Consider the following 12305-nt stretch of genomic DNA (forward strand, 5'->3'; position numbering starts at 1 on the left):
ATCTTCATCGCCTTCTCGGCGGTCAGCGCCAACGCGAGAGCGGCCGAGGCCGGCCTCAGCCGTCCCCCTCAATCGCCTCGAGCTCCGCGATCATGCCCTCGATCATGCCGAGGCCGATCTGCCAGAAGGAGGGATCGCCGGCATCGAGCCCGAACGGCTTCAGGAGCTCGCCGTAGGGCTTCGAGCCGCCCGCCGAGAGCAGCGCGAAGTAGCGGTCCACGAAGCCTTCCTCCGCCTTCGCGTAGACGCCGTAGAGCGAGTTCACGAGGCAGTCGCCGAAGGCGTAGGCGTAGACGTAGAAGGGCGAGTGGATGAAGTGCGGGATGTAGGCCCAGAAGGGCTCGTAGCCCGCGTCGAGCGTGATCGCCGGCCCCAGCGATTCGGCCTGCACCGAGATCCAGAGCGCGTTGATCTGCTCGGCCGTCAGCTCGCCCTCCTGCCGGGCGAGGTGCACCTTCCGCTCGAACGAGTAGAACGCGATCTGGCGCACCACCGTGTTGATCATGTCCTCGACCTTGGCGGCCAGCATGGCGCGGCGCTGCACCGTGTCGGTCGTCCCGGCCAGCAGGCGCCGGAAGGTCAGCATCTCGCCGAACACGCTGGCGGTCTCGGCGAGCGTCAGGGGCGTCGGCGCCATGAGCGCCCCGTTCGGGCCGGCGAGCACCTGGTGCACCCCGTGGCCGAGTTCGTGCGCGAGCGTCATCACGTCCCGCGGCTTGCCCTGGTAGTTGACGAGCACGTAGGGGTGCACGGAGGGCACGGTGGGGTGCGCGAAGGCGCCGGGCGCCTTGCCGGGCCGGGTCGGCGCGTCGATCCAGCGGCGGTCGAAGAAGTCCCGGGCGATCCCGGCCATCCGGGGCGAGAACGCGTCGTAGGCGTCGAGCACGGTGTCGCGCGCCTCGCTCCAGGGGATCGTGCGCTGCTCGACCTTCGGCAGCGGCGCATTCCGGTCCCAGTAGGGCAGCGCCTCGGTGCCGAACCAGCGGGCCTTGAGCCGATAGTAGCGATGCGACAGGCGCGGGTAGGCCGCGCGCACCGCCTCGACGAGGGCCGCCACCACCTCCGGCTCGACCCGGTTGGCGAGGTGGCGCGCGTCGGCCACGTCCTTGAAGCCGCGCCAGCGGTCGGAGATCTCCTTGTCCTTGGCGAGCGTGTTGGTGATCAGCGTGAAGACGCGCAGGTTCGCGCGGAACACCTCGCTCAGCGCGCCCGCTGCCTCCTTGCGCACCGCCCCGTCCGGGTCCTGCAGCTTGTTGAGCGTCGGCTCCAGGGTGAGCTGCTCGCCGCGCACGGGGAAGCGCAGGGAGGCGATGGTCTCGTTGAAGAGCCGGTCCCAGGCGGCGTTCGAGGTGACGGACTTCTCGAGGAAGAGCTTCTCGATGCGGTCCTCGAGCTGGAAGGGCTTCTCCCGGCGCAGATCCTCGATCCAGGGCGCGTAGCGGGCGAGCGGGCCCTGCGCCATGGCGGCGTCCATCACCGCGTCGTCCACCCGGTTCAGCTCGAGCGCGAAGAACAGGAGGTCGCCCGAGGCGTTCGTCAGGCGCTCGCGGGTGTCGCCGTAGAACTTGGCGCGCCGCTCGTCGGTGGTGTCGCCCGAGTAGACGAGGCCCGCGTAGGACATCAGCTTGCCGAGAAGCTCCTCGATCGCCTCGTAGGCCCGCACCGCCTCGCCGAGCCGGGCCGAGGCGTCCGGTCCCGCCGCGAGCTCCGCGACGCGGCCGGCGTAACGCTCGGCGAAGGCCCGGCAATCGGCCTCGGCGCGGGCGAGGTCGTCGCGGAAATCGGGCGCGTCGATGCCCGAGTAGAGGTCGGAGAGGTCCCATTCGGGCAGGGCCCCGAGATCGAGCGCGCGGGCGGCGGCCCGGGCCGCCTGCGTCCCGTCCGCGTTGCGCGACGGTTCGGGCATCGGGGCTGGCGCGACGGCTCGGCTCGACATGGATCCTCGGTTCCTTCCTGCGGGGAAACGGCCCCGCCCGCCCTGATATCGAGCGCAAACCGCTCGCGATCAACCGATCTCCGCGCGACGGCCGCGTCTGTCACGGCGTCGCACGCGGGCCCGGCGGCGCGCACGGCGAAATCCTGCAACGTCGTTAAGCGGGACTTTACGCCTTTGGGTGACCCTGCGGCTCGAAACGAAACACGGGGCCGGATCTGCCGGCGCGGGGTCCGAACTCCCCGCGCCCCGCGCCGGCACGCCGCAGCCACGGATGGGAGCCCGCATGTCGACAACGATCCTCATCGTCGACGACGATCCCGTGCAGCGCCGCCTCGCGGAGGCGACCGTGCGGCGCTTCGGATTCGAGGCGCTGATCGCCGAGAACGGGGCCGACGCGCTCGCCCGGCTGCGGGCGGGCGGCGAGATCGACGTGGTGCTCCTCGACCTCGTGATGCCGGGCCTCGACGGGCTCGGCGTCCTCGCCGAGATGCGCAAGAGCGGCATCGATACCCCCGTCATCGTCCAGACCTCGAACGGATCGATCGACGCCGTGGTCAACGCCATGCGGGCGGGGGCCGTAGACTTCGTGGTCAAGCCCGCGGGCGCCGAGCGCCTGCAGGTCTCGATCCGCAACGCCCTCAAGGTGGACCAGCTCGAGGAGGAGGTGCGGCGCATGCGCCGCCGGGCCTCCGGTGCCCTCACCTTCAAGGACCTCGCCTCGAAGAGCCCGGACATGGACCGGGTGATCCGGCTTGCCGAGCGGGCCGCCAAGTCGAACATCCCGGTCCTGATCGAGGGCGAATCGGGCGTCGGCAAGGAGGTGCTGGCCCGCGCGATCCAGGGCTCGGGCGAGCGCCGCGGCAAGCCCTTCGTCACCGTCAATTGCGGCGCGATCCCTGAGAACCTCGTGGAATCGACCCTGTTCGGCCACGAGAAAGGGGCGTTCACGGGCGCGACCGAGCGGCATGTCGGCAAGTTCGTCGAGGCGTCCGGCGGCACGCTCTTCCTCGACGAGATCGGCGAACTGCCCCTCGACGCGCAGGTGAAGCTCCTGCGCGCCCTTCAGGAGGGCGAGGTCGATCCCGTCGGCGGCAAGCGCAGCGTGCGCGTCGACATCCGCCTCGTCTCGGCGACGAACCGCTCGCTCCTCGACCTCGTGAAGCAGGGCCGCTTCCGCGAGGACCTCTACTACCGCCTCAACGTCTTCCCGATGACCCTGCCGCCGCTGCGGGCGCGCCGCGAGGACATTCCGGACCTCGTCCGCTCCTTCTGCGCGCGCTTCGCGGCGGAGGAGGGCAAGCGCGTCCGCTCGGTGACGCCCGAGGCGATGGCGCTGCTCACCCGCTACGGCTGGCCCGGCAACGTCCGCCAGCTCGAGAACGCCCTGTTCCGGGCCGTCGTGCTCGCCGACGGCGACGAGCTGACCGTCTCCGAGTTCCCGCAGATCGCCGCGCAGGTCGAAGGGTTCGACGTGCGCATCCCGCCCGCCCCCGGCCAGCTCGTGCTGCCGACCGGCGCGCCGGAGCCGGTGCGCGAGATCGTGCGCGTCGAGGTGCGCGACCCCCACGCCATGTCCCTCGTCGTGGAGGACACGGGCGAGATGAAGACGATGGAGGCGCTGGAGGCCGAGGTGATCCGCTTCGCCCTGCAATTCTACCGCGGCCGGATGTCCGAGGTCTCGCGCCGCCTCGGAATCGGCCGATCCACCCTCTACCGCAAGCTCAAGGACCTCGGCCTCGACGAGGGCTCCGAGGAGGCGGCGGCCTGAGGGCCGGCGCCGGCCTGTGCGATTGCACACGGCCGTGCTTGAGACCATAACCATACGAAGGGTTTGGCGGCGCGGCCGCATTCCCCGGAGAGCCAGCATGCGCCTGTCGCGCTCTGCCACCCTCGCCCTGGCCGCCCTGGTGGCAGCCTCGGCGCCGCAGCTCGGGCCGGCCGCCGCCGAGGTCCAGCCCGAGGCCGCGCAATCCGCCCCGCTCCCGCCGGCCCCTTCGTCCGAGGCCGTACCGGCGCCCGCCGAGGCCCTGCCGACGCCGGATCCGGTCCGGACCGATGCCCTGGCCGCCGACCGGCCGGCCGATGCCGCACCCGATTCGCCAGGGCCCTCCCCCGGGTCCGCCGAGGCCGCGACGCCGTCCGGGACCGCTTCGCCCCCCGAGGCCGAGAAGCCGGCCGTCAGCGCCGAGGCGCCGGCCGCGCCCCAGGCGCCGCCTCCGCCCGCCGACCCGCAGGCGGCGGCTGTCGCCGCGCGCCTCGCCGACCCGGCGCCGCTCCTGCCCCGTCTCACCGCGAAGGAGCGCGAGGCGATCCAGGCTTTCTACGCGCTCGGCGCCTTCAAGCCGGTCTGGATCGCGGACCGCGCCTTCACGCCGGCCGCCAAGTCCGCCGCCGCCCGCCTCGCCCGTGCGGGCGAGGACGGGCTCGACCCGGCCGCCTACCCGGTGCCGGTCCTCGGCGTGATGACCCGGCCCGAGACCGAGGCCGAGATCGCGGAGGCCGACCTCAAGCTCTCGGCGGTCATCGCCCTCTACGCCCGCGACGCGCGGGGCGGACGCCTCAACCCTGCCGCCCTGTCCCGCCTGATCACCCCCGTCCTCGACCTGCCCGCCCCCGAGGCGGTGCTCGGCCAGATCGCCACCGGCGGCGAGGCTGCGGGCGACCTCCTGCAGCGCTACAACCCGCAGAACGCGGGCTACCTCGCCCTCAGGGCCCGCCTCGCCGCGCTTCGCGAGCGCAGCCCGGCCGGCACCCCGGCGGCGCTGCCCCCGGGCCCGGTCCTGAAGCTCGGGATGCGCGACGCGCGCGTGCCCCTGATCCGGGCCCGCTTCGGGCTGGCCGGGCGCGCGGCGGGCAGCCTCGACGCCGGCCCCGGCGAGCCGGAGGATTACGATGCCGGCGTCGCCGCGGCGGTCGCCGCCTTCCAGAAGCGGCGCGGCCTGCCGGCGAGCGGCGACCTCACGCCCCAGACCGTGGCGGCGCTCGGCGCGCCGCAGGCGAGGCCCGGCCGCCCCGATGGCGAGGTCGAGATCCTCGTCAACATGGAGCGCTGGCGCTGGCTGCCGGCCCTCGGGCGCGACTACGTGATGGTCAACATCCCCGAGTTCCGCCTGCGGGTGTTCCGCGACGGGCACCTCAAGGACGAGACCCGGGTGATCGTCGGCAAGACGGAATCGCCGACCCCGATCTTCTCCGGGATGATGGAGTACGCGGTCGTCAACCCGTCCTGGAACGTGCCGCCCTCGATCCTGAAGAACGAGTTCCTGCCCGGCCTCGCCCGCGACCCGAACTACGCGGCGCGACGCGGCTACCAGGTCGTGCGCCACGGCAACACGATCTCGGTGCGCCAGCCGCCCGGCGAGCGCAACGCCCTCGGCTTCGTCAAGTTCATGTTCCCGAACAACCACGCGGTCTACCTGCACGACACGCCGAACCGCTCGCTGTTCTCGGCCTCCTTCCGGGCGATGAGCCACGGCTGCGTGCGCGTCGACGACCCGTTCCGCTTCGCCGACGCGGTGCTGCCGGCGGCCTGGACCAGCGAGCGCCTGACGAAGCTGATCGGCAAGGGCGAGCGCACCGTGCGCCTCGACGAGAAGCTGCCCGTCCATCTCGCCTACTTCACGGCCTTCGTGGACGATGCGGGCCAGTTCCGGACCCTGCCCGACCTTTACGGCGTCGACGCCCGCATGCGCGCCGCCCTCGGCCTGGCCGGCGGCGCCGCGCTCGTCGCCAAGGCCCCGCCCGAGCCGAAGCGGCGCGCCGCCGAGATGCCGAAGCCGAAGCAGGCGGCCAGCCACGTGGCCCAGCCCGCGCCTCGGGCGCCGCGCCGTACCGCGCGCGCCGCCGACATGGCTCCGGCCGAGTTCGGCGAGCCGGGCCTGTGGACGCCGCGCCCCGCGCCGGTCTCGCGCGGCTGGTGGTGAGGGCCGGCCGGGCGCCGCGCTCAGGCCCGTGCTCCGTACGCCGCGGGACGAAATGCCCGTGTTTCCACACGGATCGCGTGCGCCAGCGCTCTTGCCGGCCATTTTTCGCCACGGTTGCGCCTTAGCGGTTTCGCCCGACCCGGTGTTCAGCCTGCGGACCCGATAACCTGGCCTTTACGGTTTTCGGCAACCCTGCGTTCACCATGACGTCCGCGCCCCGGCGCGGCATCTGGCAAGGGGTAAGGACATCGTGCGTAGGCTGCTGCGAGCCGGGCCGGATTCGGCCCCGAACCACCCTCACGCCCCCCGACGCCGCAGCCCGATCCCCCTCCGCCGCGCCGCCCTGGCCGTCTCGGCGCTGGCGCTCGCCCTGTTCGGCGGCACGACCGGCACGCAGGACGCTGTCGCCAACGGCGACACCCGCACGCTCACGATCTTTCACACCCACACCAAGGAGAGCGCCACCATCACGTTCCGGCGGGACGGGCGCTACGACCGGGCCGGCCTCGACCAGCTCAACTGGATCCTGCGCGACTGGCGGGCCGACGAGAAGACCAGGATGGACCCCCGCCTGTTCGACACGGTGTGGGAGGCCTACCGGCAGCTCGGCTCCTCGGAGGCGATCCACATCGTCTCCGCCTACCGCTCGCCGGGCACCAACGCGATGCTGCGCCGCCGCTCCCGCGCGGTCGCCGAGTTCAGCCAGCACATGGCCGGCAAGGCGATGGACTTCTACCTGCCCGACGTCTCGATCGACCAGATCCGGGCGGTGGGCATGCGCCTGCAGCGGGGCGGCGTCGGCTGGTATCCCCGCTCGGGCTCGCCCTTCGTGCATCTCGACGTCGGCTCGGTGCGCTCCTGGCCGCGCATGACCCACGACCAGCTCGCCCGGCTGTTCCCGGATGGCAAGACCGTGCACCTGCCCTCCGACAACCGACCCCTGCCCCGCTACGAGGAAGCCCGCGCCGAGATCCTCGCCCGCGGCGGCACGGTGCTCGGCGTCACCGCGGTGGCGCAGGCCGAGGAGGACGAGGGCCCGAGCATCAAGAGCTTCTTCGCCGGTCTGTTCGGCGGCGGCGGCGGCAGCAGCGCGCCGGCGCCCGTGGCGGCCACGCCCTCCCGCCGGGGCAAGCCGGTCGTCGCGGTGGCGAGCGCCGACCCGGAGGACACGACGGGGACGCGGGCCGCCCTCGCCTACGCGGCGCCGAACGCCAGCGAGGCGCTGCGCGGCTCGCTGCTCCAGCGCAACGGGCGGGATGCCCAGAGCCTGCTCACCGCCGAGGCGCCGGGCTCCAGGCCGGACGCGGAGGCCAGGGCCGAGATCAAGCCGGACGCCGTCGCCGCGCCTCTGCCGCCGCGTCGCCCCTCCGAGTTCGCCGCGGTCGCCGAGGCCCTGGCGATGCCCCTGCCCCCGCCGCGGCCGGTCCAGCTCGCCGGGCTCGGCGTCGTCGGCATGGCGCAGGCCGCGCCGGTCGCGGAGGTGCGCGCGCCCGTCCGGAAGGTCTCGCTGGTGGCCGCCGACGCGGACCCGAAGGCACAGCTGCGTGCCCTGTTCGAGGCGGTCTCGGCGACGGGCGGCCCGGCCGCATCCCCGCGCTCCGCTCCGATTCACGTGGCGCTCGCCCGCCCCGTCCCCGACGCGGCGCCGGCCGCGATCCTGGCCGAGTCCGAGAGCCCCGTGGCGAGCCGCTTCACGCGCAACGGACCGGGCGAGGACCTCGCCACCGGCCGCTTCACGGGCTCGGCGACGCGGGCCGTTCCGGGCCAGCGTTAGGCGCCTGCGACCCGCCTTCCGGCGCGATGGCTCAGAACGCCTTGCGCCCGTGGCCCGCGGCGAGCGCCGTGACGAGGCTGCCGAGATACCCGGTGCCGGAGGCGTCGGCATTCGCGATGCGCTCGGCGTCGCTGCCGCACTGGGTCGCGACCGCGAAGACGACGAGGCCCGCCGCAGCGGTGCCGCCCAGCGCGGCGAGCACCCAGAGATAGGCCTTCTCGACCGCCCGGTGGACCGGGACGGTGGCGGGATTCTCGCCGATATACAGGGGGGTCGGGCTCGGGTCGTTCATGGCCGTCGTTCCCGCGGGAGGCTTCGCCCGGACGGACCGGACGACGCTCGCGCGCCGCAATCCGCCGCAAGCACCTAACGTGCCGATACGCACGCGGTTCGCTCGCGGACGGGAAATTTTCTGCCCGTCGCCGATGCGTCCAGCGCGAGGACGGGCGCCGAGCGTCGGGATCTCAGGACGGGGTTAAGAAATCCTCCGTAGGGGCCTCGCGGAACGCGGGTTCTCCCCGCATTCCGCATTTCCTCCCGCGGGTCAGCCCTCGCCGCCGCCGCGCGCGCCCAGGGCGGCCTGCGCCGCGGCGAGGCGTGCGATCGGCACGCGATAGGGCGAGCAGGACACGTAGTTCAGGCCGACCTCCTGGCAGAAGCCGATCGAGGCGGGGTCGCCGCCGTGCTCGCCGCAGATGCCGAGCTTGAGGTCGCCGCGCACCGAGCGGCCGCGCTCGGCGCCGATGCGCACCAGCTCGCCCACGCCCTCCTGGTCGATCGTAACGAAGGGATCGGCGGACAGGATACCCTTCTGCGTGTAGGCGCCGAGGAAGGTGCCCGCGTCGTCGCGGGAGATGCCGAGCGCGGTCTGCGTGAGGTCGTTCGTGCCGAAGGAGAAGAACTCCGCGGTCTCGGCGATCTCGTTGGCGCGGAGCGCCGCCCGCGGGAGCTCGATCATGGTGCCCACCTGGTAATCGACGGTGGCGCCGGTTTCATCGGCCACTGCCTTCGCCATGGCGTCGATGCGGGCCTTGACGATGTCGAACTCGGCCTTGGTGAAGACGAGCGGCACCATGACCTCGGGGGTCACGGGCGCGCCCGTGTCCTTGGCCGCCTGCACCGCGGCCTCGAAGATGGCGCGCGCCTGCATCTCGGCGATCTCCGGGAAGGCGATGGCGAGGCGGCAGCCGCGGAAGCCGAGCATCGGGTTGAACTCGGAGAGTTCCCGCATGCGGTGGCGCAGCTTGTCCTCGGACACGCCGGTGCCCGCCGCGACCTCGGCCACCTCGGCGTCGGTGTGGGGCAGGAACTCGTGCAGCGGCGGGTCGAGCAGGCGGATCGTGACGGGCAGGCCCGACATGATCGTGAACAGCTCCAGGAAGTCCTGGCGCTGGTAGGGCAGGATCTTGGCCAGCGCCTGCCGGCGCCCGTCCACGTCGTCCGAGAGGATCATCTCCCGCACGGCGACGATCCGGTCGCCCTCGAAGAACATGTGCTCGGTGCGGCAGAGGCCGATGCCCTCCGCGCCGAAATTGCGTGCGGTGCGGGCGTCGGTCGGCGTGTCGGCGTTGGCGCGCACCTTCATGGTGCGGACCTCGTCGGCCCAGCCCATCAGGGTGGCGAAGTCGCCGGAGAGCTCCGGCTCCAGCATCTTCACCTCGCCCTGGAGCACCTGCCCCGTCGAGCCGTCGATGGTGATGCGGTCGCCCGCCTTCAGGGTCACCCCGCCGACCGCGAGCGTGCCGGCCTTGTAGTCGATCCGGATGGCACCGACGCCGGAGACGCAGGGCTTGCCCATGCCGCGGGCCACCACCGCCGCGTGGCTCGTCATGCCGCCGCGGGTGGTGAGGATGCCCTCGGCCGCGTGCATGCCGTGGATGTCCTCGGGGCTCGTCTCGATGCGCACGAGGATGCACTTGCGCTCGGCCTTCCGGGCCGCTTCCGCGTCCTCGGAGTTGAACACGATCTCGCCCGTCGCCGCGCCCGGCGAGGCGGGCAGCCCCGCCGCGATCACCTTGCGCTCGGCCTTGGGGTCGATGGTCGGGTGCAGGAGCTGGTCGAGGGCGGCGGGCTCGACGCGCCCGATCGCCTCCTCGCGGTCGATCAGGCCCTCGCTGGCGAGGTCGACGGCGATCTTGAGGGCGGCCTTGGCGGTGCGCTTGCCGTTGCGGGTCTGGAGCATCCAGAGCTTCCCGCTCTCGATGGTGAACTCCATGTCCTGCATGTCGCGGTAGTGCTGCTCCAGGATCCCGTAGATCCGGGTCAACTCGGCGAAGCTCTCCGGCATCGCCCGCTCCATCGAGGGCTTGTCGGACTTCGCCTCGATGCGCGCCTTCTCGGTGATGTCCTGCGGCGTGCGGATGCCCGCCACCACGTCCTCGCCCTGCGCGTTGATCAGGAACTCGCCGTAGAGCGCCCGCTCGCCCGTGGAGGGGTTGCGGGTGAAGGCGACGCCGGTGGCCGACGTGTCGCCCATGTTGCCGAACACCATCGCCTGCACGTTGACGGCGGTGCCCCAGCTCTCCGGGATGCTGTTCAGCTCGCGGTACTTCTTGGCGCGCGGGATCATCCAGGAGTTGAACACTGCGCCGATCGCGCCCCAGAGCTGGTCCTCGGGCTTCTGCGGGAAGTCGGACCCGTGCTCGGTGCGCACGATCTCCTTGTAGGTGCCGACGAGGTGCTTCCAGTCCTCGGCGCCGAGTTCGGTGTCGAGGTTGAGGCCCTTGCCCTCCTTGTAGTGCTCGAGCGCCTCCTCGAAGGCGTGGTGCTCCACGCCGAGCACCACGTTCGAGTACATCGTGATGAAGCGGCGGTAGGAATCGTAGGCGAAGCGGGGGTCGCCGGCGCCGCGGGCCAGCGCCTCGACGGTCGCGTCGTTGAGGCCGAGGTTCAGCACCGTGTCCATCATGCCGGGCATCGAGGCGCGGGCGCCCGAGCGGACCGAGACGAGGAGCGGGCTCTCCGGGTCGCCGAAGGTTCGGCCGGTCAGGGCGCCGACCTGGGCGAGGGCTGCCGCGACCTGATTATGCAACTCAGGCGGGTATTGCTTGCCGTGATCGTAGTAGTACGTGCAGACTTCGGTGGTGATGGTGAAGCCGGGCGGCACGGGAAGCCCGAGATTCGACATCTCGGCGAGGTTCGCACCCTTTCCGCCGAGAAGGTTGCGCATCGCGGACTTACCTTCGGCCTTGCCGTCGCCGAACGAGTAGACCCACTTCGTCGTGCCGTCGGTCGCCATATCGATCCCGTCCACTTCGCAGATTTGTGACAGCCCCGAGCTTGTGGCGGCGGGTTGGACCATCTCTTGCTGCAATGCAAGATGAACGGCACAGCTTCGCCCCGTGCGGAGATTGACGCTCCCCGCCTCCTGTCACCGGCCCGACAGGCCGGATTCCGCGGTCCGGCGCGCGGGCCACGACCGTCAAGATAGAGCGCGGAAGACGCCGAGGCCAATCAACCCGACGAGGATCAGGTAGGCGGCGACGATGTAGTGGAGGAGCTGCGGGCGCAGCAGGATGAGCACGCCCGCCGCGATGGCGAGGATGGGCTGCAGCTTCGCGATGGTGATCGTCATCGATGCCTCGTGGAGGGTGGCCGCGCGTCGAGGCTGCCCGTGAGCCGGCGCGCGTCGCGGCCGGTTTCAAGCCTCCGCCCGCGGAAGGCAAGGCACCGCGCACGCCGCCGCGACGCGTGCGCGGGCCGGGAGCGGCCCGCTCTGCTTGTACAAAGCAATCTAACACGCTTGAGTTGCGGCGATGATCTGCATTCCCGCACTGTAGTCCTGAACAGGACGCGGGAGAAACAGGAATCGCGGCAGCCCGCGCCGCTGTCGGTGCAGGTCCGATGCTTGATCAGGCCCGGTCCTGACTCACGCCCGGTACTTGCCGTTGCGCTTGACCAGCACGGTCGTCCCGACCGGCACCCGCTCGTAGAGATCGACGATGTCCTCGTTGAGCATGCGGATGCAGCCCGAGGACATCTGTTCGCCGATGCTCCAGGGCTCGTTGGTGCCGTGGATGCGGAACAGGATGTCGCGGTTGCCCTGGTAGAGGTAGAGGGCGCGCGCGCCGAGCGGGTTGTCGAGGCCGCCCTTGCGGGTGCGCGGCAGATCGGGGTTCAGCGACACCATGGTGGTGGTCGGCCTCCAGTCCGGCCAGACGCCCTTGCGGCCGACCCGGGCCTCGCCCTTCCACGAGAAGCCGAGCTTGCCCACGCCGACGCCGTACTGCACGGCCGAGCCGTCCTCCTGCACGAGGGCGAGCTGGCGCTTGTCGATGTCGACCACGATGGTGCCCGGCTTCTCCGGCCCGCCGTAGCGCACGATCTGGCGCCGGTACTTCGGGTCGAGGCGCGACTTGTCCACGAGCGGAACGTCGTAGGGCTTGTCGGGCATGCTGCCGATGTACCAGGCCGAATCGTCGTCGGATGCCACGTTGACCGGCCCGCGGCTGTTGCAGGCGGCGAGCGGCGCGATCAGCATCGCGGCGATCAGGATCCGGCGGTTCATGGGCCCCCCATGCTGGTTTCGTCTCGATCCGGCCCTTGCTAACCCCTCGCGAACGGAACCGATGTGACTTTTGCGCCGCATCGCGGCACCAATGGCCGACCCCTCTGCGAGTGCTCACGGTTTCGCGAACCGGCGTCCCGGAGGGTACGGAACCGCTCGCTGGCG

8 protein-coding genes are annotated in these 12305 nt (G+C 71.8%); 3 read left to right on the forward strand and 5 right to left on the reverse strand.

Features of this window, described 5'->3' with window-relative positions; translation table 11 throughout:
• Nucleotides 1–55 precede the first annotated feature (55 nt).
• The gene (locus tag MOX02_RS19260; protein ID WP_147027414.1) at nucleotides 56–1936 is read right to left on the reverse strand and encodes a M3 family oligoendopeptidase; all 1881 of its coding nucleotides are present in this window, start codon (nucleotides 1934–1936) and stop codon (nucleotides 56–58) included.
• A gap of 283 nt (nucleotides 1937–2219) precedes the next feature.
• On the opposite strand from MOX02_RS19260, the gene MOX02_RS19265 reads away from it, so the two are divergent.
• From MOX02_RS19265 to MOX02_RS19275, 3 genes are all read left to right on the forward strand, one after another.
• A complete protein-coding gene (locus tag MOX02_RS19265; RefSeq protein ID WP_147027415.1) occupies nucleotides 2220–3704 on the forward strand; it encodes a sigma-54-dependent transcriptional regulator in 1485 nt (494 codons plus the stop codon).
• Nucleotides 3705–3801: 97 nt separating this feature from the next.
• Nucleotides 3802–5859, forward strand: a complete 2058-nt coding sequence (locus MOX02_RS19270; RefSeq protein ID WP_147027416.1) for a L,D-transpeptidase family protein — start codon at nucleotides 3802–3804, stop codon at nucleotides 5857–5859.
• 259 nt (nucleotides 5860–6118) lie between these two features.
• Nucleotides 6119–7633 (forward strand): peptidoglycan L,D-endopeptidase MepK, encoded by a 1515-nt coding sequence (locus MOX02_RS19275; RefSeq protein WP_373866767.1) that lies wholly within the window; start codon nucleotides 6119–6121, stop codon nucleotides 7631–7633.
• A 31-nt stretch (nucleotides 7634–7664) separates the two neighbouring features.
• Here the strand turns inward: MOX02_RS19275 and MOX02_RS19280 are convergent, their stop codons facing one another.
• The 4 genes from MOX02_RS19280 to MOX02_RS19295 all read right to left on the reverse strand — a co-directional run bounded on the left by MOX02_RS19280 (nucleotide 7665) and on the right by MOX02_RS19295 (nucleotide 12140).
• The gene (locus MOX02_RS19280) at nucleotides 7665–7925 is read right to left on the reverse strand and encodes a hypothetical protein (RefSeq protein ID WP_147027417.1); all 261 of its coding nucleotides are present in this window, start codon (nucleotides 7923–7925) and stop codon (nucleotides 7665–7667) included.
• Nucleotides 7926–8177: 252 nt separating this feature from the next.
• Complete coding sequence (ppdK, locus tag MOX02_RS19285) at nucleotides 8178–10871, reverse strand: pyruvate, phosphate dikinase (RefSeq protein WP_147027418.1); 2694 nt, start codon at nucleotides 10869–10871, stop codon at nucleotides 8178–8180.
• A gap of 183 nt (nucleotides 10872–11054) precedes the next feature.
• Complete coding sequence (locus MOX02_RS19290) at nucleotides 11055–11207, reverse strand: DUF3096 domain-containing protein (RefSeq protein WP_147027419.1); 153 nt, start codon at nucleotides 11205–11207, stop codon at nucleotides 11055–11057.
• Between the two features lie 294 nt (nucleotides 11208–11501).
• Nucleotides 11502–12140, reverse strand: coding sequence for a L,D-transpeptidase (locus tag MOX02_RS19295; RefSeq protein ID WP_147027420.1), 639 nt, complete (start codon nucleotides 12138–12140; stop codon nucleotides 11502–11504).
• Nucleotides 12141–12305: the final 165 nt, after the last annotated feature.

Source organism: Methylobacterium oxalidis, from assembly GCF_007992195.1.
Taxonomy (GTDB): domain Bacteria; phylum Pseudomonadota; class Alphaproteobacteria; order Rhizobiales; family Beijerinckiaceae; genus Methylobacterium; species Methylobacterium oxalidis.

Excerpts from the sequence above, each read along its gene's own strand:
- MOX02_RS19280 (WP_147027417.1), bottom strand. The coding sequence starts at position 7,925 with ATGAACGACCCGAGCCCGACCCCCCTGTATATCGGCGAGAATCCCGCC.
- MOX02_RS19295 (WP_147027420.1), bottom strand. The coding sequence starts at position 12,140 with ATGAACCGCCGGATCCTGATCGCCGCGATGCTGATCGCGCCGCTCGCC.
- MOX02_RS19290 (WP_147027419.1), bottom strand. The coding sequence starts at position 11,207 with ATGACGATCACCATCGCGAAGCTGCAGCCCATCCTCGCCATCGCGGCG.
- ppdK (WP_147027418.1), bottom strand. The coding sequence starts at position 10,871 with ATGGCGACCGACGGCACGACGAAGTGGGTCTACTCGTTCGGCGACGGC.
- MOX02_RS19265 (WP_147027415.1), top strand. The coding sequence starts at position 2,220 with ATGTCGACAACGATCCTCATCGTCGACGACGATCCCGTGCAGCGCCGC.
- MOX02_RS19270 (WP_147027416.1), top strand. The coding sequence starts at position 3,802 with ATGCGCCTGTCGCGCTCTGCCACCCTCGCCCTGGCCGCCCTGGTGGCA.
- MOX02_RS19260 (WP_147027414.1), bottom strand. The coding sequence starts at position 1,936 with ATGTCGAGCCGAGCCGTCGCGCCAGCCCCGATGCCCGAACCGTCGCGC.